This is a genomic window from Streptosporangium sp. NPDC049078 (genome assembly GCF_040648855.1).
Taxonomy (GTDB): Bacteria; Actinomycetota; Actinomycetes; order Streptosporangiales; family Streptosporangiaceae; genus Streptosporangium.
In genome coordinates, this window is sequence record NZ_JBEZEL010000001.1 from 264638 (window position 1) to 291329 (window position 26692).

General features: G+C 72.6%; 21 protein-coding genes. 6 read left to right on the plus strand and 15 right to left on the minus strand.

Annotated elements, in window-relative coordinates; all coding sequences use genetic code 11:
• Positions 1–6 precede the first annotated feature (6 nt).
• From AB0B90_RS01100 to AB0B90_RS01110, 3 genes are all read right to left on the minus strand, one after another.
• Complete coding sequence (locus AB0B90_RS01100; RefSeq protein WP_350946413.1) at positions 7–2643, minus strand: phosphoenolpyruvate carboxylase; 2637 nt, start codon at positions 2641–2643, stop codon at positions 7–9.
• 201 nt (positions 2644–2844) lie between these two features.
• Complete coding sequence (locus tag AB0B90_RS01105; RefSeq protein ID WP_362920134.1) at positions 2845–4452, minus strand: hypothetical protein; 1608 nt, start codon at positions 4450–4452, stop codon at positions 2845–2847.
• On the minus strand, positions 4428–5213 hold the full coding sequence (locus AB0B90_RS01110; protein WP_362920136.1) for an ABC transporter ATP-binding protein: 786 nt from the start codon (positions 5211–5213) through the stop codon (positions 4428–4430). The genes AB0B90_RS01105 and AB0B90_RS01110 overlap by 25 nt, the downstream gene beginning before the upstream one ends.
• Before the next feature lie 114 nt (positions 5214–5327).
• On the opposite strand from AB0B90_RS01110, the gene AB0B90_RS01115 reads away from it, so the two are divergent.
• The 5 genes from AB0B90_RS01115 (at position 5328) to AB0B90_RS01135 (ending at position 10280) form a co-directional block, all read left to right on the plus strand.
• A complete protein-coding gene (locus AB0B90_RS01115; RefSeq protein ID WP_350946410.1) occupies positions 5328–6932 on the plus strand; it encodes an acyl-CoA carboxylase subunit beta in 1605 nt (534 codons plus the stop codon).
• Positions 6929–7135 carry an acyl-CoA carboxylase subunit epsilon gene (locus tag AB0B90_RS01120; protein ID WP_350946409.1) on the plus strand — a complete coding sequence of 69 codons (207 nt, stop codon included), beginning with the start codon at positions 6929–6931 and terminating at the stop codon, positions 7133–7135. The genes AB0B90_RS01115 and AB0B90_RS01120 overlap by 4 nt, the downstream gene beginning before the upstream one ends.
• 101 nt (positions 7136–7236) lie before the next feature.
• Positions 7237–8178: an NYN domain-containing protein gene (locus tag AB0B90_RS01125; protein ID WP_350946408.1), complete on the plus strand. Its 942-nt coding sequence runs from the start codon at positions 7237–7239 to the stop codon at positions 8176–8178.
• A 159-nt stretch (positions 8179–8337) separates the two neighbouring features.
• A complete protein-coding gene (locus AB0B90_RS01130) occupies positions 8338–9747 on the plus strand; it encodes an AlkA N-terminal domain-containing protein (RefSeq protein WP_362920139.1) in 1410 nt (469 codons plus the stop codon).
• Positions 9744–10280 (plus strand): methylated-DNA--[protein]-cysteine S-methyltransferase, encoded by a 537-nt coding sequence (locus AB0B90_RS01135; protein ID WP_362920141.1) that lies wholly within the window; start codon positions 9744–9746, stop codon positions 10278–10280. Before AB0B90_RS01130 ends, AB0B90_RS01135 begins: the two co-directional genes overlap by 4 nt.
• A gap of 133 nt (positions 10281–10413) precedes the next feature.
• Here the strand turns inward: AB0B90_RS01135 and AB0B90_RS01140 are convergent, their stop codons facing one another.
• The 12 genes from AB0B90_RS01140 to AB0B90_RS01195 all read right to left on the minus strand — a co-directional run bounded on the left by AB0B90_RS01140 (position 10414) and on the right by AB0B90_RS01195 (position 21420).
• Positions 10414–11337 carry a hypothetical protein gene (locus AB0B90_RS01140; RefSeq protein WP_350946405.1) on the minus strand — a complete coding sequence of 308 codons (924 nt, stop codon included), beginning with the start codon at positions 11335–11337 and terminating at the stop codon, positions 10414–10416.
• A complete protein-coding gene (locus tag AB0B90_RS01145; RefSeq protein WP_350946404.1) occupies positions 11334–11963 on the minus strand; it encodes a hypothetical protein in 630 nt (209 codons plus the stop codon). Before AB0B90_RS01145 ends, AB0B90_RS01140 begins: the two co-directional genes overlap by 4 nt.
• 188 nt (positions 11964–12151) lie before the next feature.
• Positions 12152–15082, minus strand: a complete 2931-nt coding sequence (locus AB0B90_RS01150) for a hypothetical protein (protein WP_362920143.1) — start codon at positions 15080–15082, stop codon at positions 12152–12154.
• A gap of 52 nt (positions 15083–15134) precedes the next feature.
• Positions 15135–15593: a flp pilus-assembly TadE/G-like family protein gene (locus AB0B90_RS01155; protein ID WP_350946402.1), complete on the minus strand. Its 459-nt coding sequence runs from the start codon at positions 15591–15593 to the stop codon at positions 15135–15137.
• Positions 15590–16003 carry a TadE/TadG family type IV pilus assembly protein gene (locus AB0B90_RS01160; RefSeq protein WP_350946401.1) on the minus strand — a complete coding sequence of 138 codons (414 nt, stop codon included), beginning with the start codon at positions 16001–16003 and terminating at the stop codon, positions 15590–15592. The genes AB0B90_RS01155 and AB0B90_RS01160 overlap by 4 nt, the downstream gene beginning before the upstream one ends.
• Positions 16000–16530, minus strand: coding sequence for a TadE family protein (locus AB0B90_RS01165; RefSeq protein WP_362920145.1), 531 nt, complete (start codon positions 16528–16530; stop codon positions 16000–16002). The genes AB0B90_RS01160 and AB0B90_RS01165 overlap by 4 nt, the downstream gene beginning before the upstream one ends.
• Positions 16517–16765 (minus strand): hypothetical protein, encoded by a 249-nt coding sequence (locus AB0B90_RS01170; RefSeq protein WP_350946399.1) that lies wholly within the window; start codon positions 16763–16765, stop codon positions 16517–16519. The genes AB0B90_RS01165 and AB0B90_RS01170 overlap by 14 nt, the downstream gene beginning before the upstream one ends.
• A gap of 2 nt (positions 16766–16767) precedes the next feature.
• The gene (locus tag AB0B90_RS01175; RefSeq protein ID WP_362920147.1) at positions 16768–17703 is read right to left on the minus strand and encodes a type II secretion system protein; all 936 of its coding nucleotides are present in this window, start codon (positions 17701–17703) and stop codon (positions 16768–16770) included.
• A complete protein-coding gene (locus tag AB0B90_RS01180) occupies positions 17696–18583 on the minus strand; it encodes a type II secretion system F family protein (protein WP_350946397.1) in 888 nt (295 codons plus the stop codon). The genes AB0B90_RS01175 and AB0B90_RS01180 overlap by 8 nt, the downstream gene beginning before the upstream one ends.
• Positions 18580–19881, minus strand: a complete 1302-nt coding sequence (locus AB0B90_RS01185) for an ATPase, T2SS/T4P/T4SS family (protein ID WP_362920149.1) — start codon at positions 19879–19881, stop codon at positions 18580–18582. The genes AB0B90_RS01180 and AB0B90_RS01185 overlap by 4 nt, the downstream gene beginning before the upstream one ends.
• Positions 19878–20717, minus strand: coding sequence for a hypothetical protein (locus AB0B90_RS01190; RefSeq protein WP_362920151.1), 840 nt, complete (start codon positions 20715–20717; stop codon positions 19878–19880). Before AB0B90_RS01190 ends, AB0B90_RS01185 begins: the two co-directional genes overlap by 4 nt.
• A gap of 1 nt (position 20718) precedes the next feature.
• Positions 20719–21420, minus strand: coding sequence for a hypothetical protein (locus AB0B90_RS01195; protein WP_350946394.1), 702 nt, complete (start codon positions 21418–21420; stop codon positions 20719–20721).
• A 562-nt stretch (positions 21421–21982) separates the two neighbouring features.
• Here AB0B90_RS01195 and AB0B90_RS01200 point away from each other — a divergent pair.
• Positions 21983–26605 (plus strand): FtsK/SpoIIIE domain-containing protein, encoded by a 4623-nt coding sequence (locus tag AB0B90_RS01200; protein WP_362920153.1) that lies wholly within the window; start codon positions 21983–21985, stop codon positions 26603–26605.
• Positions 26606–26692: the final 87 nt, after the last annotated feature.

Genomic DNA, 26692 nt, shown 5'->3' on the forward strand with positions numbered 1-26692 from the left:
CCGCGCTCAGCCGGTGTTCTGCAGGCCGGCGGCGACGCCGTTGACCGACAGGAGCAGCAGCGTGGACAGGCGCTCGCGCTCGCCCTCCGACAGCCCCTCGTCCGCGCGGAGCGTGGACAGGGCGCGCAACTGCAGGTGGGAGAGCGCGTCCACGTACGGGTCGCGGAGCTGCACCGCGCGGGACAGCACCTTGCGGTCCTCCAGCAGGCGGGTGTGGCCGGTGATCTCCAGGACCAGGCGGCGCGTCAGGTCGTACTCGGTCAGGACCTGCTCGACGAAGTCGTCCCTCGCGCCGAGTGCGAGGTAGCGGGCGGCGATGTCGCGGTCGGTCTTGGCGAGCGACATCTCCACGTTGTCCAGCAGCGAGGCGAACAGCGGCCATTCGCGGTAGGCGGCGCGCAGCTCGTCCAGGCCCGCCTCGGAGATCACCGCCTCCAGGCCGCTGCCCAGGCCGTACCAGCCCGGCAGGTTGACCCGGGTCTGTGCCCAGGCGAACACCCACGGGATGGCCCGCAGGTCGTCCAGGGACCTGGGCGCGCCGAGACCGCGCCGGGCCGGGCGGGACCCCAGGCGCAGCGAGCCGATCTCCTCCAGCGGGCTGACCAGGGAGAACCACTCGGGAAAGCCGGGCGCCTCGGTCAGCAGCCGGTACGCCTTCTCCGAGGCGGAGGCGACCCGTTCGGCCACACCGCGGAAGCGCCCCGCCGCCTCGGCCGTCCGGGCCTCGATGGACGGGGTGGAGGCGAGCAGCACCGCCGAGGTGACCTGCTCCATGTGGCGGCGGGCGATGGCGTCGTGGCCGTAGCGGGCGAAGATGACCTCGCCCTGCTCGGTGACCTTGAACCTGCCGCCGACCGACCCTGGGGCCTGCGCGAGCACGGCCCTGTTGGCCGGGCCGCCGCCTCGGCCCAGGGCGCCGCCCCGGCCGTGGAACAGCGTGAGCGGCACGTCGTGCTCGGCCGACCAGGTGGCGAGCGCCTCCTGGGCCTCGTAGAGCTTCAGGGTCGCGGCGGCCGGGCCGAGTTCCTTGGCGGAGTCGGAGTAGCCGAGCATGACCTCCAGGCGCCGCTCCTCGGCGAGCCTGGCCTGTACGGCCGGGATCTGGAGCATCCCCGACAGGACGGCCGGGGCGGCGGCCAGGTCGGCGCCCGACTCGAACAGCGGGACGACGTCGAGCCTGGGGGCCCGGTCGCCCATCGCGTGCGCGGCCAGCGCGTGGACGGCGGCGATGTCGTCGGCCGAGCGGGTGAAGGAGACGACGTAGCGGCGGCAGGCGGTCACCCCGAACCGCTCCTGGATCCAGGCGATCGTGCGGATCGTGGCCAGGACCTCCTCGGTCCGCTCGGAGGTGCGCCCGGCGGCGATGTCCTCCAGTGCGGCGGCGTGGACCTGCGAGTGCTGGCGGACCTCCAGCTCGGCCAGGTGGAAGCCGAACGTCTCCACCTGCCAGATGAGGTGCTGCAGCTCTCCGTACGCCTGCCGGTTCGCCCCGGCCTCGACCAGCGAGTCCTGGGCCGTGCGCAGGTCGGCGAGCAGCTGCTCGGGCGAGCGGTAGGCCAGGTCGAGGCCGCGCTGGCGGGTGGCCGCGATGCGGGCGGCGACGAACATCAGCCACTGCCGGTGCGGCTCCCTCGGGGAGCGGGTCGCCATCTCCGAGACCACGTCGGGGTGGTCGTTCACCGCGCTCGACAGCGCGGCCCTCAGCCCCGCCGAGGCGGGGGTGTAGTCGGCGGTGAGGGTGAGCGAGCGGCCGATCCTGAGCGTGGCGTTCTCCAGGGCGATCAGCACGTGCTCGGCCTGGATGAGCACCGCGTCCCTGGTCACCTTGGAGGTGACGTTCGGGTTGCCGTCGCGGTCGCCGCCGATCCAGCTGCCGTACCTGATGAAGGCGCGGGCCCGGGGCTTGGCGGTGCCGCCTCCGCCGCCGAGCGCGGCGTCCAGGGCGCGGTAGACCTGCGGGACCACCCGGAAGAGGGTCTCGTCGAAGGCCGCCATCGCGGTGCGCACCTCGTCCAGCGGGTCGAGCTTGGTGGACCTGAGCTGGGCGGTACGCCACAGCAGGTCGATCTCCTCCAGCAGCCGCCGCCGGGTCTCCGCCCGCTCGGCCGCGCCCCTGTCCGAGCTGTTGTAGGCGGTGAGCTGGCCGCTGATGCGCTGGATCGCGGTGACCACGGCGCGCCTGCGGGCCTCGGTGGGATGCGCGGTCAGCACGGGGTGCAGGCGCAGTCCCTCGACGAGCTCGGCGACCTTGCCGTCGCCGAGCTCCTGCACGGCCTGTGCCAGGGACTCGGGCAGCGGCTCCTCGCCGGTGTCGCGAACCCTGAGCGTGCGGATCCTGAAGTGCTCCTCGGCGAGGTTCGCCAGGTGGAAGTAACAGGTGAACGCGCGGGCGATCTGCACCGCGCGGTCGATCGGCCACTCGGCCACCATCGCGGTGATCTCGTCGACCGACACCTGCTTTCTGCGGGCCCCGATGACGGCCTTGCGTAGCCGTTCGACATCGGCGAGCAGGTCATCGCCGCCATGCTCGGCGATGACCTGCCCCAGGAGCTCGCCGAGCAGTCGCACGTCCGCGCGCAGCTCGTCGGGCATCTCGGTGACAGCGGAGGAACGCTCTGCCTGATGGGACACGGTGGCGGGCATGCTCGCCAGCGTACCCAGTCCGTTTTGTCGAACGGAGACCGGTCTCACCCATTGGACTAGACCACTGAGGAGGCTGCTCCCCTGCCGTTCCCGGGGCCGTGCGTGACAGTCACCGAGGACCGTTCTTCACCGTTCCGGCAGCCGTCGGGCCGCCGCTCCCCTCCGGGCCCGCGTACGGCCAGGAGGGGAGGCGCGGGGGCGTCAGGTGGCGACGGAGGTCGCCTGCAGGAGCGCCGGATACCTGGCGAAGGCGATCTTTCCCGCGATCCTGCGGCCGCCCCAGGAGAGCAGCAGCCCGTACGGCACCGCGAGCGCGCTGACCCAGGTGAGGCCGAGCAGGACCGGCAGGACGATCGGCAGCGCGAGCAGGCCGGTGCAGATCAGCGCGCCGAACGACGCCACGAAGGCGATGCCGCCCTGGCCGGGGGCCGCGCCGGTGAAGGCGTTCAGGCGCTCGGGCACGGTGTAGGGCACCAGCACGCTGGTCAGCGCGCCCACGCCGAGCCCGGCCCCCAGCACGCCCCAGGCGGTGAGCGCGGCGGGGACCACCCACCCGACGTCCCCGGAGAGCAGCGCCGCGACCGCGGCGAGCAGGAGCAGCAGCGGGACCGCGATCGTCGCCACGGCGAGGTGCCTCCCGGCGATGTCGGTACGCCAGTCGCGGTCGCTGCCGTAGGCGACGGCGTTCATCCACAGGGAACGGCCGTCGATACCGAAGGCGTTGCACCACTGGATGCTGATCATCACCGCGCCGATGCAGGCGGGCGCGATCGCGAGGACGCCCCCGGCCGCGCCCTCGCCGTCCCCGTACATGGAGAAGGCCATCACGCCGGTGACCGCGATGGCGGCGAACCAGCCGACCCTGCCTCGCGGGTCGCGCCTGGCGTACCTGAACTCCTTGCCCACGACCGCGGCGAGCGGGCCGTCGGGCAGGACCTTCGCCGGCAGGCCACGGGAGTTGCGCACCGACGCGCCCTGGGTGGAGGCGTCGGGGGTGACCAGGGCACGGCGCAGCGCCGCGATCCACAGCCACCCCGCCCCGGCGATCAGGAGCGCGAGCAGGGCCGCCCCGGCGAGCGCCGTCAGGCCGCCGTCGGCGATGGAGCGGGCCGCGACACCGGAGGGGGTCCAGCTCAGCGCCGAGGCCAGGGCGTGCAGCACGGCCCTGGGATCGGCCGACACGCCGCCGTTGATCAGCAGGTTGGGCAGCTGGGCCGCCAGGACGATGAAGACCACCGAGACGGCGAGCACGTCGCGGCCCCTGCGGGTGCGCAGGATCCCCGACAGCGACGTGGTGACCAGCCGGGAGAGCATGACGCAGAGCGCGAAGTGGAGCAGCACCACGACCGCGCCCAGGAGCACCCCGCCGATCCCGGTGGCCAGACCGGCCACCGCCCCCGCCGTCACGGCGAGCGAGGCGAGCGGCCACACGCCGGTGATCGAGGCGGCGAACATGCCGGTGACGAGCTGGCCGGTCCGCAGCGGGAACAGGGCGAGGCGCGACGGGTCGAGCGTGTCGTCCACCCCGAACGCCAGCAGCGGCACGATCGCCCAGCCCACCAGGAAGACGGTGAACAGCACCGTCACGGTCTCCACGGCGACGTCGGCGGACGCGAGGCGCAGCGAGGACATCATCAGGAAGCCGACGGTGCCGAAGAGGAGCGCGGCGATCGTCGTGAAGACGAACCCCAGCAGGCGCTGGGTGCTGCCCCGCAGGTTTCCCGCGACGAGCCGCAGCTTGAGCCGCACGAACACCATGGGCCCCACCCGTACGGTCCCGGCGTTCACGAGGGAGTCGCGCCCAGCCACGACAGGCCCTCCCTTCCCGCCGGATCGCCGTCGCCCCTCGCCCCGACCAGGGCGAGGAACGCCTCGTTGAGACTGCGGCCCGCCCTCACCTCGTCCAGCGGCCCCTGGGCGACGATCCGCCCGCGGTCCATCACCGAGACCCAGTCGCACAGGCGCTCGACGAGCTCCATCACGTGGCTGGAGAAGACCACCGTCGAGCCGGAGGCGGTGTAGCGCCTGAGCACCTCGACGAGGGTGTTGGCGCTGACCGGGTCGACGCCCTCGAACGGCTCGTCGAGGAAGAGCACGTCGGGGTTGTGCAGCAGCGCCGCGGCCAGGCCGATCTTCTTGCGCATGCCGGTGGAGTAGTCGACGACGAGCTTGTCCGCCGAGCCGGTGAGGGCCATGACGTTCAGCAACTCCTCCGCCCGCCGGTCCACCTCGGCCTTGGGGATGCCGCGGAGCTGGCCGTTGTAGGAGAGCAGCTCCCTGCCCGACAGGCGCTCGAACAGGCGTAATCCCTCGGGGAGCACCCCGATGCGGGCCTTGACCGCGACCTGGTCACGCCAGACGTCGGCGCCACCGATGTGGACCGAGCCGTCGTCGGGGCGGAGCAGGCCGGTGACCATGCTGAGGGTGGTGGTCTTCCCCGCCCCGTTGGGTCCGACAAGCCCGGCGAAACCGCCCTGTGGCACGACCAGGTCGACACCTCCCACGGCGACCTGCTGCCCGAATCTCTTGACCAGCCCCCGTGTTCTTACCGCCTCCGTGATATCTGCCATGGCGCCGCCCTTCCCCCAGCTTGACCGATCAGTCCACTTCGGTTCACTCGCAGGGAGGAAACGAACGATCGCCCCCGATGGTTCGCGATGTGAGCGGACGGTTACCCTGCTGGAATGAGCGAGCCCCTGAGCGCCGAACCGCTGGATTCCGGACCCGACATCCACACGACGGCCGGCAAGCTGGCCGATCTTGAGCGCCGCCTGGGTGAGGCGGCCCACGCGGGTTCGGCACGAGCCGTCGAGAAGCAGCACGCCGCCGGGAAGATGACCGCGAGGGAGCGGGTGCTCGCCCTCCTCGACGAGGGCAGCTTCGTGGAGTTCGACGAGCTGGCCAGGCACCGGTCCACCAGTTTCGGCCTGGAGCGCCAGCGGCCGTACGGTGACGGGGTCGTGACCGGGTACGGCACGGTCGACGACCGCCCGGTGGCGGTGTTCGCCCAGGACTTCACGGTCTTCGGCGGGTCCCTGGGCGAGGTCTTCGGAGAGAAGATCGTCAAGGTGATGGACCACGCGCTGAAGACCGGTTGCCCGGTGATCGGCATCAACGACTCCGGAGGGGCGCGCATCCAGGAGGGCGTCGTCTCGCTGGGCCTGTACGCCGAGATCTTCCGGCGCAACGTCCACGCCTCCGGGGTGATCCCGCAGATCTCGCTCGTCATGGGCCCCTGCGCGGGCGGCGCCGTCTACTCGCCCGCGCTCACCGACTTCGTGCTGATGGTGTCGGAGAAGTCGCACATGTTCATCACCGGCCCCGACGTGATCAGGACGGTCACCGGCGAGGAGGTGACGTTCGAGGAGCTCGGCGGGGCGCACACGCACAACTCCCGCTCGGGTGTGGCCCACTACGAGGCGTCCGACGAGGCCGACTGCCTGGATTTCGCCAGGGCGCTGCTGTCGTACCTGCCGTCCAACAACATGGACGAGGCACCGGCGTTCGACGCCGATCCGCCGCTGGAGACCACCGACTCCGACCGCGAGCTCGACACGCTCATCCCCGACTCGGCGAACCAGCCCTACGAAATGCGGACGGTTCTCGAACACGTCCTCGACGACGGCGAATTCCTGGAGGTGCACGCGCAATTCGCGCCGAACATCCTCGTGGGTTTCGGCAGGGTCGAGGGACGCTCCGTGGGGATCGTCGCCAACCAGCCGATGAGTTTCGCCGGAACGCTGGACATCGCGGCCTCCGAGAAAGCCGCGAGATTCGTTCGTACTTGCGATGCCTTTAACATTCCCGTACTGACATTCGTCGACGTTCCCGGATTCCTGCCGGGCACCGACCAGGAATGGAACGGGATCATCCGGCGCGGCGCCAAGCTGCTCTACGCCTACGCGGAGGCGACCGTGCCCCTGGTCACGGTCATCACCAGGAAGGCGTACGGCGGGGCGTACGACGTCATGGGGTCCAAGCACCTGGGCGCCGACATCAACCTGGCCTGGCCGACCGCGCAGATCGCGGTGATGGGCGCGCAGGGCGCGGTCAACATCCTCTACCGGCGCGAGCTGGCCGCGGCCGAGGAGCCGGACGCCGCGCGGGCCAGGTTCGTGACCGAGTACGAAGACACTCTCGCCAACCCGTATCTCGCGGCCGAACGTGGGTATGTGGACGCCGTGATCCGCCCTTCAGACACCCGCGTCCAGATCGTCAAGGCGCTACGGGCCCTGCGTGGCAAGCGCGCGACCCTGCCCCCGAAGAAGCACGGGAACATCCCGCTATGAGACACCTGAAGATCATTAAGGGGGACGCGACCCCCGAGGAGATCGCCGCGGTGGTGATCGCCCTCTCGGCGCTTGCCACACCGGCGAATCCGGTGCGAAAAACCCCGCAGACCTCGAAATCCTGGAGCAATCCCTCAGATCGCATGCGAAAAGCACTTCCTGTCGGACAAGGCGCGTGGCGATCCAGCGCGCTGCCGAGATAGATCCAAGGAACGGGGTGTCAAGTTGCGCGAGAGTTGGGACCATCTAAGAAATGGGCGCATATAGTCAGCCGATCAGCTAGTTCCGAGGCCTGGAGGACGACATGAGCATCCTGGACCTCACATCACATCCCATCGCCGCGAAGTACGCCGTCCTGGTCGACGTCGGCTATCTGTACGCGGCGGCCGGGGAGGTGCTCCTGGGCGCCAAGGAGCGCAAGGAATACCGGGTGGCGGCGGACGAGCTGATCCAGGCGTTGCAGAAGCACGCCGAGGAGCGCATCCACGGCGAGCTGCTCCGGATCTACTGGTACGACGCCGCCCGCGACCGGGTGCCGACCGTCGACCAGCGGGTCATCGCCCAGCTCCCCTGGGTCAAGGTGCGCCTGGGCAACCTGAACGCGCGAGGCCAGCAGAAGGGCGTGGACGCGCAGATCAGGAGCGACCTGGAGGCGCTGGCCAGGCACCACGCGGTGAGCGACACGATACTGCTCGCCGGGGACGAGGACATGGTCCCCGCCGTCGAGGCCGCCCAGGCCTACGGGGTGCGGATCCACCTGTGGGGCGTGGAGCCCCCCTACGGCACCAACCAGGCGGAACGCCTGGTCTGGGAGTCCGACACCGTCGAGATCATCAGCGCCGACTTCCTGCGCTCCTACTTCAGCCGCGCCCCCGCACCGGTCCCCGTGCCGGTGCCCCCGATCGCCCCCTCCCCCGCCCAGGTCTTCGCCGGGCGCACCGCCGCCAAGCCCAAGGCCCCCGTGGGCCAGGTCACCAAGCTGGGGCCGAGCCGCCCGCGCGTCGAGGAGGTCGGCGAGCACGTCGCCCAGAAGTGGATCCTCACCCGCGGCCGCGACAACATCCGCGACCTGCTGCCGGGGCCGATCCTGCCCACGGTGATCGACACCGAGCTGCTCATCGAGGCGGAGAAGGAGCTGGGCCACTCGCTGCGCCCGTACCCCGAGGCGCGCGTCTGGCTCCGCGACGGATTCTGGGCCCGCGTCTACCGGGAGTTCGAGATCGGCGTCGGCGTCTCCTCCAAGTGACCTCCGCCGGACCGTCCGGTCCCCGGCCTGTGTCGCGACGACTGCCGCGGCCGGTTCCCGGCCCCCGGTGGACCGTCCCGGCCCCGGCGCGACGGGCCCCCACGGCCAGGTCCGATTCCCGCCAGCCGTCCCCCCTGAGCCGCGGGTAGCGTCGTCACCGTGTCCGTGAGAGAGCTCGACTTCGACTCCTGTTACCGCGCGGTGGCCGCGAGGGACGCCCGGTTCGACGGGCGGTTCTACACGGCGGTCACCTCCACCAACATCTACTGCCGGCCGATCTGCCCGGCACGCACCCCCTCCACCCGCAACGTGCGGTTCTACCGCCACGCGGCCTCGGCCGAGGCGGCCGGGTTCCGGCCGTGCAAGCGGTGCCGGCCCGAGCTGAGCCCCGGCGATCCCGGCTGGGACCACCGGGGCGACCTGGTCGGCCGGGCGCTCCGGCTGATCGACGAGGGGGTGGCGGACGACGGCGGGATGACCCGGCTGGCCGGGCGGCTGCACATCACCGGACGGCATCTGCACCGGCTGTTCACCGCGGAGATCGGCGTGGGCCCGCTCGCCGTGGCCAGGACCAAGCGCCTGCTGCTGGCCAAGCAGCTGCTCACCGAGACCGGGCTGCCGATCGTCGACGTGGCGTTCGCCTCGGGTTTCGGCAGCGTACGGCAGTTCAACGCGACCATGAAGGACACCTACGGCTTCACCCCCGGCGAGCTGCGGGCGACGACGGGGGCGAGGCCGGAGATACGCGGCGACGCGCTCACCCTGCGGTTGCACCGCAGGGAGCCCTACGACGCCGAGACTCTGATGCGGTTCCTGGCGGCGAGGGCGATCCCGGGGCTGGAGCACGGGGACGGCACCTCCTACCGCCGGGCCGTCCCCGGCGGAACGATCACCCTCACCCCCGTGCCGGGCCACGTACGGCTGGAGGTGAGCGTCGACGACACCCGCCACCTGGCCAGGATCGTCGCCCGCTGCCGCCGCCTCCTCGACCTCGACGCGGACCCCGAGGCGATCTCCTCCGCCCTCGGCGAGACCTCGCTGGCTCCGCTCGTCGCCGCCCGCCCCGGTCTGCGCGTGCCCGGCGCCTGGGACGGTTTCGAGATGGCCGTCCGCGCCGTGGTCGGCCAGCAGATCTCCGTCGCCGGTGCCCGTACCATCCTGGGCCGCGTCGCGGCCAGGGCCGGGCGCGCAGGCGGCGACCAGGGCCTGCCCCATCTGTTCCCGACCGCGGAGGAGCTCGCCGAGGCCGATCTCGCCGGGCTGGGCCTGACCGGGCGGCGGGTGGCGACGCTGAAGGCGCTCGCCGCGCGGGTGGCGAGCGGCGAGATCGACCTGGACGGCGCGCAGGAGCCCGCGCGAGCGGTGGCCGCCCTGCTGGAGGTTCCCGGCATCGGGCCGTGGACCTGCGGTTACATCGCGCTGCGGGCGCTGCGCGATCCGGACGCCTGGCCTGGCGGAGACCTCGGCCTGCGGCGGGCCATGGCCTGCCTCGGCATCCCTGAAGATCACATCGAGCGGTGGCGTCCCTGGCGGGCGTACGCCGCGCTGCACCTTTGGAGCTCGGCATGATAGAGGCACAGGTTCTCGACACCCCGGCAGGTCCGCTCGCCATGCTCGCCCGCGAGGGTGTGCTGCTGGCGGCGGGCTTCACCGCGGCGGGACCCGAGGAGATGTTCGCGCGGCTCTCCCCCGAGGTACGCGCAGAAGGGCTCGTTCTCAGCGACGACCTGGGCGGGCCGGCGCGGGCGGTACGCGACTATCTGGACGGCGACCTCGCCGCCCTCGACGCGGTTCCGGTGGAACAGCCGGGCACGCCCACCCGGCAGCGGCTGCTCGCCGCCCTGCGCCAGGTGCCCGCGGGCGTCACGATCAGCTACGCCGAGCTCGCCGAGCGGGCGGGGCTGCCCAGGACCGCGGCCAGGGCCGCGGGGTCCGCGTGCGCGCGGAACCTGATCGCGCCGTTCGTCCCCTGCCACCGCATCCTGCCGTCCACCGGCGGGTACGGCGGCTACTACTACGGCACCCCGGTGAAGCAGTGGCTGCTCACCCACGAGGGGGCACCGGCCGCCGAACGGCTCAGAACCCACGAGAAGGGCCGCTGACCCGGCTATCCCCGCCGTGTTCCGCGTCTCACCGGCCGACCACCGGCCCGTGACCGGTCCTCCTCGACGCACCCCGCGCCGGGTCCCGGGACGGCCGACGGTCCTCCCGGGACCCGGTGATCGCCCCGGACGGTCAACCGGCCTTTCTCACCGTGCTCTGCACCTCGCCCACCGGGACGTCGCGGGTCACCCCCACCTCGATCGGGTCGTAGACGAAGGGCACCACGTCGTCCTCGACCTCGATGGGCCAGACCGAGGTGACCTCCAGCACGTAGACGTCACGCGGCTGGTCGATCGAGGAGCGCAGATAGCGGACGCCGCAGGTGAACTCGGCGCCCTGCTGGTACGGCTTGCCGCCCGGACCGCACTCCTCCTTGACCTCCGCCCGGTCCGCGGTGGTGCCCGCGTCGATCTGGATGTCCTGCAGGGTGGCGGTCACGGTGGCGCTCATGATCCCGGGCAGCGTCGCGGTCACGGACCTGGTGGTCTCGCCGACACCGCTCAACCAGACCCAGGTCGGCAGGTTGACGTAGCTCTTGGCGTCCGGGTTGAGCTCGATCTTCGGCTCGGGGACGGTGAGCGCGGCGCGGGCGATGTCGACCAGTTCGGCCATGGTGATCCCCGCGGGCGGGGTCGTGTTGGGCGGTACGAACACGTAGGTGTCCAGCCCCATCTGGCAGCTCACCCCGTTGGGATCGGACGAGTCGTGGGCGACCGTCCACCAGCGCCCCTCCTCGCCGAGCTTCTCCACGAAAGGCTTGAGTGCCTCCTGCCGGGTCTGCGGCGCGCCCGGGTCCACCCGGGTGGTCCGCTGCTGGAAGTCCAGCATCTCTGAGGCGTTCTGGGCGGGTTCGTACCAGCAGGGCCGCTTGAGCCGGTAGCCGTCGCTTTTTCCCCCGCGGCCGTTCCCGCTGATGATGATCTGGGAGTTCTTGAGACTGACCCCCGCCGTGTTCCCGTCCTGGTTGCCTCGGACCTGAACATCGGAGCCACCACCGCCGCCACCGGGATTCGGACCGAGCAGCAGCAGCCCCGCGACCACCACATTCATGATCATCGATGACATCCCTTCGAGGCGTCACTGAAAGGTTTGGCGTGCTGGAGCAGCTTGATCCGCCAGACCCCGTCGTCACCCCGCCGGAGACCGGCGACCTGGAGGAAGGGGCGCCTGGCCCAGTCGGGCTGCTTGCGGACCGCCTTCCCGGTCTCCGCGTCCAGCAGTCGCATCCCGGTCTCGTCCACGCACGCGTTCAACTCGGCTCCCCTGCCGGTGACCGAGACGACGTTCAGCGCGTACAGCCGGGAAACCCCGCGCACCGAACGGCGCTGGTCCAGGAACGCCTTCACCCACGCGTACGCGTCCATGCTCGCCCCCTCCTGGACCGTCTCGTAGTACGCGGTGTCCTCACCTCCGGTGACGACCGAACGGAAGGACCCGGCACGGTAGTCGCGGAAAGTGTTGATCATCGCGATGGTGTCCTCGTCGGTCGTGACCGGCCACTCCACCACCACCTGGACGTCTGCGGAGACCTGGACCGTCTCCACCCTCGGCGCCGTCGGCGCCGTCGCGGCGGAGCCCGGCGCGGAGGTCTCGGCGGGAAGGTCGACGGGAGTGAACCGCTCGGCCTCCGACGGGGCGCAGGCCGTCGACAGGAGTACGACCAGCGCGATCGCGACACGCACACCGATCACGCTAGGAGCGCCCGACCACCGAAACCACCGATATGCGCGATTCGGCATGACTCTCTCCTCGTCCTCCTCGCGGCCCTCCTCACGACGACCCGTCACACCTCCCGCCCGACGGTCGCCGGGCGCGGCACCCGCCCGCCACCGCGTGACGTCCGGCGCACGGGCCGGGTCCGCCCGGCCCGTCATGCGGTCGGGGCCGAGCGCATCCGCCACGAGGGCAGCAGCTCGTCGATGAGGGCCTCGGTCTCGGGAGCCATCCCGCCGCCGTAGGGATGGGACTCGGCCCTGCGGTGCAGGGCGTCGACCACGGCGCGCAGGCGGACGGGGTCGGCGGTGAGGTGGGTGGCCCGCAGCAGGTCGCGCCAGAGCCCCTCGTCGTCCGCGGCCAGCAGCAGCCCGGCACGCACCGCCGCGACGGCCTCGTCGGTCTCGCCTCGGGCCAGGCGCACCTCGCAGAGCCGGTGCGCGGCGTCCGCGACGCCCGCGGTCACGTTGTACTCCAGGTCGTCGGCGGCGAGCCAGGCGTAGCGACCACGGGGACGGCCGTTCAGCAGCGGGCCCCGTACCAGGCCGAGTGCCCGGTCAAGGAGCTCGGGACGCCCGGCGGGGCCGGCGTGCGACCGGCGGACGAGGTCGCGGAAGAGCATCCAGTCGGTGCGCACCTCGGGACCGAGCTTGAGCCGCCCTGACTCGTCGGCGTAGAGGTTGGGCCGCCCCTGACTGTCGGTGCCCAGCCAGGCGACGACCCTCGCGATCGTGGCGTCCCGCACCACCGACTGCACGCCCCTCGGCCAGAGGATGCCGCCGAGCACGACGGGATGGACGCCACCGGGGTGCGTCGCCAGGTAGACGGCGAGCTCGACGGCGATCACGGCCCGTCCCTCCTCCATCGGCGGGGGGCCGACGACCTCGGCCGGACCGAGGATGCGCACCTCGACCGAGGGAGTGTGCGGTACGGGCTCCGGCTCGTCGGAAAGCGGCTCGCCCTCCAGCCGCTCGGTCGCGAGGAACAGGTCGATCAGCGCCCGGTACTGGCGCCGGGGCAGCAGCTGCGCGGCCACGTCGAAGCCGAGCGCGTCGATCTCGGCGCGGCCCCCCTCGGTGATCGTCCAGTTCCAGGTGGCGTGCGGCACGTCACCCGCGATCACGTACCCGGCCGCGGTCCGTACGCCCTTCCTCGCGAGCAGGGCGAGGCGGCGGCCCTCCTCGGGGGTCGGGGCGATCGCGGACAGCAGGTAGTGCGGCGTGGCGACCGGGTCGCCGGCGCGCCCGTGGATCCGGCCGGTGAGCACCTCACCGGCGTGATCGCGCTTACCAGCCCCCGCCTCCAGCTCGGGCAGGACCTCCGCCAGGGCGCCCACGTATCTGATCCGATCGGAGGCGATCACGGTCAGCTCCTCGCCGAAGCCGACCAGCGTGAGGCGCATCCGGTCCGACCAGCGGTTGGTGGCCAGCTCCACGGCGAGCGCGGCCAGGGCCTCGGTGGTCCGCGGGCCGTTGATGCCGATCGGCCCGTGGGCGGCCTCCAGGTCGACGAGCACCCTGCCCTCACCGCCCTCACCGTTGGAACCGATCGAGACCAGTCCCGGGTAGGGGGCGGGCGCGTCGGCGAGCGTCCGCTCGTCGATCATCCGGCCCTCGTGCGCGGGAAGCCGCCAGACCTGGCCGCCGTCGTGGGAGGTCCAGGGCGCGGGCGCGTCGGAGTCCGGCGGGTGGATCCACAGGTCGAGAGTCTGCGGCGACAGGTGGGCGGCGTAGATCGTGGGCGGGACGCGGTTCTGGGCGGCGAGGGACCTGCCGAGGAGCCGGAGTCCTACGTCGAGCATCCGGCTGCCGGGGGCGTCGGCACCGAGCCTGAGCGCGAGTTCGGCCTGGGCGGCGTCGTCCCTGGGTCGGGTGATCCGGCGCCCGAAAGCGCGGTGCCAGAGCTGCTGCCTGCGCCTGCGTCCGAGCGCGGCGAGCAGTCCCGCCGCCGCCAGCGAGGCCCCCGCCAGGTAGTCGAGCATCCCCAGGGCGGTCTCCTGCCCGGCGTTCTGTCCGATGTCAGGGGGTTCGGCCACCGCCGCCGGGTCTCGCCGCTCCACCTGCCCGGGGTCCTGCCGCCCGCTGTCGGCCGCCGCATCGGGCACGGTGCGGGCACTGTCACGGGCGCTGTCACGGGCACTGTCACGGGCGCCGTCCCCGCGTTCCTGCGCCGGGCCGACCTCCCGTCTCCCTTCGGCCCCGATCCTGTCCCCGGCCCTTTCTCGGGGGCCGGAGACCTCGGGCGCGGGCTCCGCGGGAAGGTCGGCGCGGCCGGGGGTGATGGTCTGGGTACGGCCGTCCAGCTCCGTCGGCTTGTCCGGATGGTCCTTGAGGGTGTCGTCACGCGGCTGGGAGGCCGGGACGATGTGGATGTTGCGCGCGTCGTCCGGCATGTCCAGGACCCAGCCGGGCCTGATCAGGTCGGCCATGTGCAGGCGGCTGCCGTCGGGCTGTTCCTTGTGCTGGTTGAGCCGGTAGATCTCCGGATACCTGCGCCCGTCGCCGAGGCACTTCTCCGCGATCTCCCACAGGCTCTCGTGGTGGCGCCCGTGCGGCGGCTGCACCACGTAGACCTTCTTCGCCTTGCGTGCGGGCGCCAGCTCGGCCCGCTCGTCGGCGGCCGGAGCGGACGGCGACGACAGGCCGGTGGAGACGATGCCGGGAGCGGTGGGCGGCAGGCTGGTCATCTTCGCGATCGGCAGGGCCACCGCCGAGACGGTGAACAGCAGCATGGCAGCCGAGACCAGCCGGTTGGCGAACATCTGCGTGCCGCCCGACAGCGGCACCCTGGCCGGCATGCCGACCCGGCGCAGCCCCGCGTAGATCTCGACCAGCACGCAGACCACCAGCTGCAGCCAGGCGAGCCAGACCAGCAGCACGAGGATCGCGACGATCGTGCTCGTACCCACCTGGCTGGTCAGCAGGTCGAGGTTGAGCAGCTCGGGCGGGAGCGGCGGCCCGGCCAGCCGGAACAGGGCGTAGGGGACCCCCGCGATGAGCGCGACCAGGACGACGAGCGCGCCGAGGCCGGCCAGCAGGTCTCCCGGTGTGCGCCTGGCCTTGATGCGCACGGGCTGTCGCGTTGGCATTCGTCTCCCTCCCCGTTCGGATTCGTCCTCGGTCAACCGGTGGGCCGGCGATTCACGGCAATTGCTCTTCCCCGACGTCCGGCCCGGCCGTGGCCTCGGCCTCCATCTCCGAACCGGGGAAGCCGAAGGCGGCCAGGAAGAACGCCTTCCAGGTGACGGAGACGCTCACGGTGACCTCGCCCTGGCCGCCGCCGAGGGTGCATTCCGTGAGCTGTACGTCGCCGCCGCCGTGAGCGGAGACGATCTCCTCGGCCTGCCCGCAGGACTCCCCCTCCCCCAGCAGCCGGGCCTGGCCGGTGGAACGCAGGTGCTCGACGTCGATCTGGTCGGCGGCGGCCCTGGCGGCCTGTTCGGCGACGTCGGCCGCCCGCAGCCGGGCGTTGATGGCGGCCCCGCCGTCGACGAGCAGCCCGGCCAGCAGGAACACCACCACCGAGAAGATCACCGTGAAGATCGACATCGACCCCCGCTCGCCGGGCGCGGCGGGAGGAGACGGGTGCGCGGGGTTCACTCCTCGACCCTCCTGAACTGCTCCAGCGGGACCACCGAGTCGCCCTTGATGTCCTTGGCCGCCCCGAAGCCCAGGAAGTCCAGGTCCAGGGAGCAGGTCACCTCGGCGTGGACCTGGCCGCCCTCCTCCCAGGTCGTGCCGGACAGGCTGACCTGCGGCTCGCACTCGCCCGACAGTGCTCCGCGGGCCGCCTCGTCCGCGGCGGCCTCGGCGTCGGCCAGGGTGCGCTCGACGGAGGCGGCCCTGGCGGCGTCCCTGGCGGCGCCGTTGACCTCGCCCTGGGCCTCGACCACCCTTCCCGCGCCCACCAGGAAGAGCAGGAACAGCAGGAAGACCGGGGCGAGCAGCACCGTCTCGGTGCTGAGCGACCCGCGCTCGTTCCTGTCCCCGCCGGACGTCAAGGGGATCACTCGCATCCTTCGCTCCCGTCGTCGGGACGGAAGCACTCGATGGGACCGCCGAAGCGCGCGGTGACGGTGAACGTGGTGGACGGCAGCAGCGGGACGACCTGGACCGCCGAGGCACTCACCTCGACACCCCGCTGGTCGCCCTCCTCCCAGGCGGTGACCGTGGCGCCTTCGAGAAGTTTCGGGCCGATGGTGCGGATCAGCTCCTGGGCGCGGGACTCGGCGTCCTGCTGCCAGGACTCGGAGTCGACCCTGGCGAGCCGCGCCCCCTCCCTCGCCGCGGCGTCGGCGATCTGGCGTCCGTGGAACCACAGCGCGGACTGCACGATGAGCAGGACGACGACCAGCACCACCGGCATGATGATCGCCAGTTCGACGACCGTGGCGCCGCGCTCGCCGGTACGGTCCCCGGCGCCGGGGCGCGCGCTGCCCTCCCGGTCGCGCTCGCCGTCCCTGTCCCGGGCATCCCGGTCTCCTCGGGCTCCTCGGGCTCCTCGGGTGCGGCGTCGCGCGCGCTCACGGGTCTCCAAGTTCGCCGCCCCCGCCCCCGCCGCCCCCGCCGCCGAACTGGTTGGAGATCTCGGCCTGCTTGCCCTCGACGAGGCCCTTGATGAGGGTGGCGAGCCCGAGCGCCACCCCGGCGATGATGGCCGTGATGATGACCCATTCGACGGCGGAGGCGCCCCGGGTGGGGGCGCTGCGCGCCTTCTCGATCCGGACGCTCAGAACGGCGACCGCGTAGACGATCCACGGATGGCTCAGCATGGTCAGGACCCCAACATCTTCATAGCGGCCGGAAAACTCAGAAAGATCACAAAACCCGCGCAGAGCAGGAGCTGGGCGACGAGCATCGACTGGGAACGCTCACCCGCCTGCCCTTCGATCTCGGCGAGCTCCCGGCGCCGCATGGTCGCGGCGCGGGCGGTGAGGGAGGCGCGGACCTTGGCACCGTCGTCGGCGACCAGCCCCAGGGCGGCGGACAGGTCGCGCAGCTCGTCGACGTTGATCTCGTCACCGAGCTGGCCGAGGGCCTGCCAGGGGGTGATGCCGACGATCCTGGCGTTGCCGAGCGCCTCGCGGATGCGGGACATCGCCCAGTTGGCCCCGTCCTCGTCGGGACCGGGGCTGCCCACCGAGACCGCCATCATCAACGCCTCGGGCACCCCTCGCCCGCCCGCCAGGTTCATCGCGACGAGGTCGAGGAAGGAGCCGACGACGTGCCGGAAGTCGCGGCGCATCCGCGCGGCGTCCCGCTTGACCTGCAGGTCGGGCAGGACGAAGAAGACTCCGGCGACCACGAGCGCCGCCCACAGCGGGACGGTGAGGGACAGGCCCCACCCCATCAGCACCAGCCAGCCGACCAGCAGCGGGAACGCCAGCAGCCCGGAGACCGCGAGCAGCACCTTGGTGGCGAGGAAGCCCTCGAACGACCTGCCGAGCAGCGCGAGGTCGGCTCTCGCCGAGCGGGCCTCCCAGCCCCGTGCGGCGTAGAAGCGGGCCATCCGCTCCCCCAGGCCGCGCCGGAACGCGCTCACCTCCTCGTCGGGCAGGATGAGCCGCGCGCGGGGCGCGTCGGTGCCCTCCCTGGCGGCGTCGAGCGCCATCAGGCGCGTCACCAGCCCGGGACGGGCCGGAAACAGCGCCCGCATCAGCAGGAACAGGCCCATCCCGAGCACCGATCCCGCGAGCAGCGCCTCAGTCATCGCGCACCTCGCCTCCGGAGGGCAGGCCGAGCAGGCGTGCGGGCTTGTCGAAGCGGGCCAGGCGGCGCATCCAGGCGAACCCGGCGCCGAAGAATCCGGCGACCACCACGAGCACCGCCTGGCCGAGCGTGTTGTCGTACTCCTCGACGTAGGAGGGGTTGAACACGACGAGCATGACGGCGAAGGCGAGGGCCGTACCGACCACGATCTGCACGCTGCGACGGGTGGAGCGGCGCTCGGCCTCGACCCGGCGGCGCATGTCGAGCTCCTCGCGGGCCGACACGGCCAGCGCGCCGAGCACGTCGCGCAGGCCGGGGCCGCGCAGCTTGGAGTTGAGGATGAGGGCGGCCACGACCAGGTCGGCCGAGGGGTCGTCGAGCTCGTCGGCGAAGAGCCTGAGCGCGTCGGGCAGCGCCATCCTGGTGTGCAGGCGGTCGACCATGGACCGCAGGTGCGGGCGCAGGGTGGGGGCGGCCGCCCGGATCGAGGACGGGATCGCCTGTTCCAGCCCGGACGCCCCGGCGATGGTGTCGCGGAGCGACTCGGTCCAGGCGGCCAGGGCCTCCAGCCGCCGCATCGCGGTCCGTTCCTCCGCGGCGCCGCCGGACAGGCCGCGCCAGGCCAGCGCGAGGAGCACGGCCCCCACCGCCATGACCGGCCACCCGGTCACCACGAGCACGAGCACCCCGGCGATGACCCCCACCGCCGACCGGGTGGACAGCGCGCGCAGGAACTCGCGCCTGCCCGCCGACCTGCCGGGGGTGGCCGGCCGGACGGGCACCCCGTACAGGGAGAGGAAGAGCAGGAAGAGCCCGGCGCCGAGCGCGAGGCCGGAGAGCAGCACCAGCGGGTCGAACAGGCCCGGAGGCAGGGAGGTCATGTCCAGCCTCCCGGGTCGTAGCCGAAGTGGGCGAGCTCCTCCAGGCACGACAGCGGAGCGTGCGGTGTCACCCGGCCGTCGGGCGCCGTCGCGAACACCTCGGAGGAGAGCACCCGCCCGTCCACCCCGGCCACCTCGCGCACGCTCGACACGAAGCGGCGCAGCCTGCCGCCCACCGCGTAGTCGTTGCGCTTCTCGATGAACACCACGAAGTCGATCGCGCCGGCGATGAGCATGTGGGTGGCCTCGATCGGCAGGCGCTCCGAGGCCTGGAGGGCGTAGGTGGCGATGCGGTTGAAGACCTCCATCGAGGAGTTGGCGTGGATGGTCGACAGCGAGCCGTCGTTGCCCTGGGTCATCGCGTTGAGCATGGTGACGATCTCGTCGCCGAGGACCTCACCGACGATCACCCTGGACGGGTTCATCCGCAGGGAGCGGCGGACCAGCTCCGCCATGCTGATCTCGCCCTGGCCCTCGGAGTTGGGGAGCCTTTGCTCGAAGGCGACCACGTTGGGGTGCAGCTCGGGAAACTGGTCGAGGCCGAGTTCCAGCGCGCGTTCGACGGTGATGAGGCGCTCGGACGGCGAGATCTCGTTGGCGAGCGCACGCAGCAGGGTCGTCTTCCCCGCGTTCGTCGAACCGGAGATCATGATGTTCTTCCTCGCCGCCACCGCGGCCGCGAGGAACCGTCCCAGCTCGGGGGTGAGGGTGCCGTTTCCCACGAGGTCGCTGAGGAACACCTTGCCCAGCCGGGAACGGCGGATGGAGATGGACGGGCGCACCGTCACGTCCATCACGGCCGAGAGCCGGGAGCCGTCGGGCAGGCGCAGGTCGAGCTGTGGGTTGGCGGTGTCGAACGGCCTGCTGGACAGACCGCTGTAGGCGGCGAGGATCTGGATCAGCTCGACCAGCTCCTCGTCGGACTCGGCCACCGGCTCGCGCATGAGCTCCTGGCCGTCGGCGTAGCCGACGAACACCCGGTCGCAGCCGTTGATGTCGATGTTCTCGACCTCGGGGTCGTCGAGCAGCGGCTGGAGGCGGCCGACGCCGAACAGGGCCGCGTGGATCCCCGCGGCCAGCGCCTCCTCCTCCTCGGCGGTGGGCGGCGTCCTGCCGACGCCGATCTCGCCGCGGGCGAACTCCTCCAGGATCTGGGCGATCAGCGCGCGGGCGAACTGACGCTCGTCCTCGCCGCTCATCGGTGGCAGGCCGCTCGCCTGGTCGAGGCGGCGCTGGTGGGCGAGCCTGTCGCCGACGTCCTGCCGGAAACGCTTCACCAGCGTGTGGTCGATGGTCACGGCCTCGCTCCGCTCGAAGGCTCGACGGGCTCGACGGGCTTGACCGGCGAGCGTGCGGCCTGCTCCCGTGCGCGGAAGGCCGACTCCGCCGACTCCTGGGCGCGGAGCTGGGCGTCGAGACGGCCGCCCAGCTCCCTGGCGGTGCGGATCAGCAGGGAGCGGTCCAGACGTCCGCCCCACTGGCCGCGCAGCAGCTCGGCGCCCTTGGGGTCGTGCGCGAGCCCGCTCACGAAGGCGATGTGCCTGCCGGTGCCCGCGACGATCCGGCGCACCTCGTCGATGGTCGTGCGGTACTGGCGGGGGTCGGCGATCACCACCACGCCCACCTGGGGCTCGCGCGGCATGATCTGCAGGCGTTCGCGCAGGTGGGCGACGTGGTCGAGGCTCGCCCTGGTGAACAGCACCACCAGCGCGGCCTCAGCGGTCAGCTCGGCGAGCTGCGGGTGTCCGCCGAGACGCCCGCAGTCGGCGAGCACGTCGGCGTCGGGCAGTGTGGCCAGCGCCCGGCCGAGCGGACCCCAGAGCCAGGTCAGCCCGGACGCCTGCTCGCCGTGGGTGAGCCCGGCCAGCACGTCCAGACCACCGACGATCTTCTGGGTGTGCTCGTGGATCTGGTCGGGGTGCAGGCCCCTGCGGGCCGTGGCCCCCAGGGTGAGCAGTCCGCGCGCGGGGTTGAGCACGCCGCCGTCGGCGGCGGGCAGGCGGTAGGCGAGGTCGCCGCCCGCCGGGTCGCACTCGGCGAGCAGCACCGGACGCGGCCAGATCGCGCCGAGCGCGGTGGCCGCCGTGGTCACGCCGGGCGCGCCCTTGTCGGCGGCCAGCACGATGAGCGCCACGTCAGCGCGCTCCCGGCAGCTCGGCGAGGGCGATCTCACCCGCGGAGGCGTACGCGACGATCTGCGGTGAGACGGAGCTGTCCACGATGATGGTGACCAGGCCGTTCGCCCCCGTCCTGCCCGGCGTGCCGATCTGGTGGACGAGGGCGCTCTGCGCCAGCACCCGGCTCTCCCGGTCGGCGCCACTGCCCTTGCTCGGCACGTGGACGACCTGGACCCGGTCGCCGCGCTCCAGGGTGCCCGGTGTCTGGCCGGGTTTGAGCGCGAGGCCGACCTGGGCCTTGCCCGGGCCGAGCTCCCTGCTGGAGGAGACCACCATGTCGCGGGTGAGGAGCGTGCCGGGCAGGAGGGTGACGCGGGCGAAGTTCTCGGTGACGCGGGCGCGCTGGGACCAGGCCACGTAGCCGATGCCGGTGTCGGCGATCTGGACCTCCTTGAGCATCGCCTCGGTGAAGGGCTGTCCGGCGCCGATCTGCTGGGAGACGGCGATCGCCGAGACGCGGTCGCCGCTGCGCAGGACGAGCAGCGTGGTGGCGAGGGCGCCGCCCAGGATGAGGAGGACGGCGAGGGCGGCGAGGGCGGGTTTGCGCTCGCGTGGGGGCACGGGGAGCTTGCGCGACGCCGGACCCGACAGGGCGCCCGCCGAGGTCTGACGCTCGGCGTTCACCGGGACGCGGCCCGTTGGCTTCTCACTGGTCCTCATGGGTTAGGGGGACTCCCAGAGTGATCAAAATATGGGGAACTACTGGTCGAATTTACGCCATTATGCGCACCATGCGGACGGGCTGTAGGACAAAAGCCAGGACCCATGCTCGTTTGATAGGAACACCGCTGTCAACGCCACTTCAGAAGAAGATGTCCGTTTGGCTAGCTGACGGGAGGCTTATCCGGGTGATATGGACGGTAATTAACTCTCGCACCAATCACCCCAGCTTTTTCACCCCTCATTCCCGTGTCCGGCATGCCCGCCCCGCAAGGGGATGCCGCCGGTTTCCGGATCCGGAGCGGAGCGCGCGACTTCCCCCCGGTTCTCCGAACAGGTTTTCCACAGCCCCGCATCACGAGCAGGTCACCGCCCCGAAGCCTCCGCAGCGACAAATGCCCACTTGAGACGGTATAACCGGCCATCATCCCCAGGCAGTTATCCACAGGCTTTACCGTTTTCCACATACCGGCGGTGAGTCACCACATTGCCGCGAACACTCCCACCGGGATGGTTTTCCCTCTGTACGGTGGACCCGCGGCCCGACCCGAGGAGAGCGGCGATGCGAATCATGCTCACCGTGCTCAGCGAGCACGCCGACCGCGATGTCGTGGTCGAGGGCGACGAGACGACCACGGTGGCACGACTCGCGGAGTCCCTGGCGGGCCAGGGCGGCGAGCGACCGAGCAACGTGGTGCGGCTGACGCGCAGCAAGGCCCCGTACGGGCTGGATCGCGACTCCGCCGGGGCCGAGCCCCCGACGCTGTGGATGGACGGCCGCCCCCTCGACCCCGCCGCCCCCGCGCTCGGCCTGCTCCGCGACGGCGACCTCGTCACCCTCGACCGCTCCCTCGCGACGGCCACCCTCGCCGAGGAGCCCGGCGGGATCGTGGAGATCCGGGTGGTCGGCGGACCCGCCGCGGGCTCCGTGCACCGCCTCAGCCTGGGCGTGCACACCATAGGCTCCGACCCCGCCTGCTCGGTCTCCGTGGCCGACCCCCGGCTGCCCGCGCGGGCCGCGGTGGTACGGCTCACCCCGGACGCCATCACCGTGGAACCCGGGGATGGCACGGCGCCCCTGCTGGGCCGCGACCCCCTGGAAGGCCCGCTGCCCTGGCCGGAACACGCCCTGCTGAGCTGCGGCGGCACCGTGCTCACCCTCAAGGCGGTGGAGCCGCCCGACGCCCACCTGGACGCGCAACCCGACGGCGGGCTCGCCTACAACCGGCCGCCCAGGTTCCGGCCGCCGGGCGGCGCGCGGCGCTTCGAGGTCCCGGCCGAGCCCAGGCGGGCGGAGACGATGCGGCTGCAGCTGCTCACCGCGTTCCTGCCCGCCGCGCTGGGCGTGGGCCTCGCCATCGCCCTCAAATCGCCGTACTTCCTGCTGTTCGCGTTCATGACACCACTGATCATGATCGGCCAGTGGTGGAGCGACAGGCGGCACGGCCGCAAGCAGTACCGCCGGCAGCTCAAGGAGTACAAACAGCGGCTGGAGGTCTTCGAGGCGGCCGTGGACCGGGCGCGCGCCGACGACGAGACCGCCCGCCGCGCCGCCGCGCCCGACCCCGCCGAGGTGCTGCTCACCGTGACCGGCCCCCGGCGGCGGCTCTGGGAGCGGCGCGACCACGACCCCGACGCGCTGCGGCTGCGGGTCGGCCTCGCCGACCTCCCCGCCGACCTGGAGTTCACCCCCGAGCGCTCCGCACCGGCCGACGCCCCGCTGCCCGCCCCGCCCACCTGCCAGGCGGTACCGGTGGCGCTGGCCATGCGCCGCCTGGGCGTCGCCGGCCTCACCGGGCCGAGGAACACGACGGCGGGGGTGGCGCGCTGGCTGGTCGGCCAGGCCGCCGCCCTGCACAGCCCGCGCGACCTGGCGATCGTCGTCCTGTCCGCGCACGGCGACGGCGAGGAACGCTGGAACTGGGTCCGCTGGCTGCCGCACTGCGCCCCGCGCGGCGGCGAGGACTGCGTGGCCCTGGTCGGCGCCGATCCGGAGAGCGCGGCCCGCCGGGTGAGCGAGCTCGCCGCGCTGATCGACGAGCGCCTCGGCGACGACGCCGCCGCGGGTCCCGCGGCCAAGCTGGGCCGCATCCCGGCCGGCTGGGGCGACCTGGGCGGCGGCGCGGGCACCGGCGCCGACCAGTTGTACGCCGCCCCCGTCTACGACGAGCGTCCCTACGACGTGCTGGTCGTGCTCGACGGCGCGCAGGCGCTGCGCGCCCTGCCCGGCATGCCCCAGGTGCTGCGCCAGGGGCCCAGGGCGGGCGTCCACACCCTGGCCGTCGACGGCGACCAGCGACTGCTGCCCGAGGAGTGCGCCACCGTCGCCGCCGTGGAGGCCGACGGCACGGTGCGGCTGCGCGGCGGCGGCCTGGACGACCTCGGCGAGATCCTCGCCGACCAGGTGACGTCCGCCTGGTGCGACAGGCTGGCCCGCTCGATGGCGCCGATCCGCGACGTCAGCCGCGACGACGCCGGACTCGCCCTGCCGGACTCCGCGCGGCTGCTGGACCTGCTGGAACTGCCCTCGCTCTCCGGCGCGGCCCTGACCGGGCGCTGGGGACGGGCCACCGAGGCCGTGGTGGGCGTGGGCCCCGAGGGGCCGTTCTCCGTCGACCTGCGCAGGGACGGGCCGCACGCGCTCATCGCGGGCACCACGGGCGCGGGCAAGTCGGAACTGCTGCAGACCCTGATCTCCTCGCTCGCGGTGGCGAACCGGCCGGACGAGATGACGTTCGTGCTCATCGACTACAAGGGCGGCGCCGCGTTCAAGGAGTGCGTGCGGCTGCCGCACACCGTCGGCATGGTGAGCGACCTCGACGGCCACCTCACCCAGCGGGCCCTCGCCTCGCTCGCCGCGGAGATCCGCCGCCGCGAGCGGCTGCTGCTCGCCGCGGGGGCGAAGGACATCGAGGACTACCACGAGCTGCGCGACACCCGCACCGCCCGCGCCTCCCGCGACCTGCTCGTCGCCGGAGGCGGCCCCCAGGTCAGGCCGCTGCGCGGGCGCACAGCGGCCTCGGCGGCCTCGGCGGCCTCGGCGACCTCTGCGTCCTTGGAGCCCCCGCCGCCGCTGCCCCGGCTGGTGCTGGTCATCGACGAGTTCGCGGCCATGGTGAGCGAGCTGCCCGACTTCATGACCGGGCTGGTCGACATCGCCAGGCGGGGACGCTCGCTGGGCATCCACCTCATCCTCGCCACCCAGCGGCCCGGCGGTGTGGTGACCGCCGACATCCAGGCCAACACCTCCCTGCGGATCGCCCTGCGGGTCACCGAGGCGTCGGAGTCGGCCGACGTCATCGACCGCCCCGACGCCTCGTACATCCCCAAGTCCGCGCCCGGCCGCTGCTACGTGAAGTCGGGCGCGGGAGCGGCGACGTCCGTGCAGACCGCGCGGATCGGCGGCCGGAGTCCCGGCGCCTCAGGAGGCGAGGTGAGGGTACGGGTGACGGAGGTCGGCTGGCAGGCCCTGGGACGGCCCAGGCCGGTCCACGCCGGGGCCGAGAGCGGCCACGTCACCGACCTCTCCCTGCTCGTCGACGCCCTGGTCGAGGCGGCCCGCCTGGACGGGGTCGCCGAGCAGCCGAGTCCCTGGCTCGAACCGCTCCCCGACCTCGTGACCGTCCCCGTCCTTCCCGCGACGCCCGTGCTTCCCGATGACGCGCCCCGCGCCCTGCCGTACCGCGCGGGGGTCGAGGAGGTGCCGCCGCTCGCCTTCGGGATCACCGACCTGCCCTGGGCACAGGACCGGCGCGCGCTCGCGCTCGACCTCGCCCACGGGGGGCACCTGCTCGTCGCGGGCGCCTCGCGCAGCGGTCGCTCCACCGCGCTGCGCACGCTGGCCGGGGCGATCGCCGCCGGAGCCTCCCCCGACGACGTCCACCTGCACGCGATCGACTGCGGCTCGGGATCGCTGCTGCCCCTGGTGGCGATGCCGCACTGCGGGGCGGTGGTGACCCGCGACCAGCTCGACCGGGTGGAACGGCTGCTGGCCAGGCTCCGCGCGGAGGTGGGACGGCGCCAGCAGCTCCTCGCCGAGGCCGGGTACGCCTCGCTCGCCGAGCTGCGCGCCGCCGAGGACGGGCCGCGGCTGCCGTGGCTGGTCCTGATGCTCGACCGGTGGGAGGGGTTCGTCGCCGCGTTCGAGGCGTACGACTACGGGCGGCTGATCGAGTCGCTGATGCAGCTGCTGCGCGAAGGCCCCGCGGTGGGACTGCGGGCCGTGGTGACCGGCGACAGGTCGGCGCTGATCGGGCAGATCTCCACGGTCTTCGACGACCGGCTGATCCTGCGGCTGGCCGACCCCACCGACTACGGCCTGGCCGGGCTGTCCATCAAGGACCTGCCGGCCACCCTCGCGCCGGGCCGCGCGCTGTCCACCGGCGAGCACGGCACGATCGAGAGCCAGATCGCGCTGCTGTGCGACGACCCCTCGGGACCGGCGCAGGTCGCCACGCTCCAGGCACTGGCCCGCTCGGCGCCGAAGATCACCGCAGAGCCGCCGATGCGGGTGGACGCGCTGCCGATGCGCGTCACCGCCGCGCAGGTCCTGGACCTCGTGCCCTCCTTCCGGCCTCCCTCACCGCTGTGGGCGCTGCTCGGCGCGGGAGGCGACTCGCTGGCACCGCTCGGCGTCGACCTGCTCGCGCACGGCCCGGCGGCGGTCGTCGCCGGTCCGCCCAGGTCGGGCAGGTCGACGGCCCTGCTGACCGCCACCCACTCGCTGCTCTCCCACGGCACCCCCGCGGTCCTCGTCACCCCTCGGCGCAGCCCCCTGTGCACGCTGGTGGACACCCCCGGCGTGCTGGCCGTGCTGGACTCGAACGGCGACCTGCACGAGGCCGTCGCGGGGCAGGACCGCTACGTCGTGATCGTCGACGACGCCGAGCTGATCTCCCCCGACTCCCCCCTGGGTACCGCGCTGGAACAGGTGCTGCGCAGCGGCAGGGACGGCGAGCACGGCCTGCTCGTCGGCGGCACCACCGGCGATCTGACCACCGCCTACCGGGGGTTCGCGGCCGAGGCCCGCAAGGGCAGGACGGGCCTGCTGCTCGCGGTCCAGAGTCCCGCCGACGGTGACCTGTTCACCGTCCGCCTCCCCCGCGGCGCGGTCGGCGGCCCTCCCGGCCGCGGCCTGCTCGTGACCCTGGGCTCGGTCACCCCCATCCAGGCCGCCGTCACATGAGAGGCCGCCGTCGTACGACGGTTCGTCATCGCACGAGAGGCCCTCGTGCCGGCGCACTCTCCGCTGCCGATGCGTCCAGTGCGGAAA

What these genes read in the sequence shown, in the direction of transcription:
- AB0B90_RS01125 (WP_350946408.1), top strand. Translation starts at nt 7,237, where the DNA reads ATGAGCATCCTGGACCTCACATCACATCCCATCGCCGCGAAGTACGCC.
- AB0B90_RS01175 (WP_362920147.1), bottom strand. Translation starts at nt 17,703, where the DNA reads ATGACTGAGGCGCTGCTCGCGGGATCGGTGCTCGGGATGGGCCTGTTC.
- AB0B90_RS01170 (WP_350946399.1), bottom strand. Translation starts at nt 16,765, where the DNA reads ATGCTGAGCCATCCGTGGATCGTCTACGCGGTCGCCGTTCTGAGCGTC.
- AB0B90_RS01115 (WP_350946410.1), top strand. Translation starts at nt 5,328, where the DNA reads ATGAGCGAGCCCCTGAGCGCCGAACCGCTGGATTCCGGACCCGACATC.
- AB0B90_RS01200 (WP_362920153.1), top strand. Translation starts at nt 21,983, where the DNA reads ATGCGAATCATGCTCACCGTGCTCAGCGAGCACGCCGACCGCGATGTC.
- AB0B90_RS01140 (WP_350946405.1), bottom strand. Translation starts at nt 11,337, where the DNA reads ATGATCATGAATGTGGTGGTCGCGGGGCTGCTGCTGCTCGGTCCGAAT.
- AB0B90_RS01120 (WP_350946409.1), top strand. Translation starts at nt 6,929, where the DNA reads ATGAGACACCTGAAGATCATTAAGGGGGACGCGACCCCCGAGGAGATC.
- AB0B90_RS01150 (WP_362920143.1), bottom strand. Translation starts at nt 15,082, where the DNA reads ATGCCAACGCGACAGCCCGTGCGCATCAAGGCCAGGCGCACACCGGGA.
- AB0B90_RS01180 (WP_350946397.1), bottom strand. Translation starts at nt 18,583, where the DNA reads ATGACCTCCCTGCCTCCGGGCCTGTTCGACCCGCTGGTGCTGCTCTCC.
- AB0B90_RS01135 (WP_362920141.1), top strand. Translation starts at nt 9,744, where the DNA reads ATGATAGAGGCACAGGTTCTCGACACCCCGGCAGGTCCGCTCGCCATG.
- AB0B90_RS01100 (WP_350946413.1), bottom strand. Translation starts at nt 2,643, where the DNA reads ATGCCCGCCACCGTGTCCCATCAGGCAGAGCGTTCCTCCGCTGTCACC.
- AB0B90_RS01195 (WP_350946394.1), bottom strand. Translation starts at nt 21,420, where the DNA reads ATGAGGACCAGTGAGAAGCCAACGGGCCGCGTCCCGGTGAACGCCGAG.
- AB0B90_RS01110 (WP_362920136.1), bottom strand. Translation starts at nt 5,213, where the DNA reads ATGGCAGATATCACGGAGGCGGTAAGAACACGGGGGCTGGTCAAGAGA.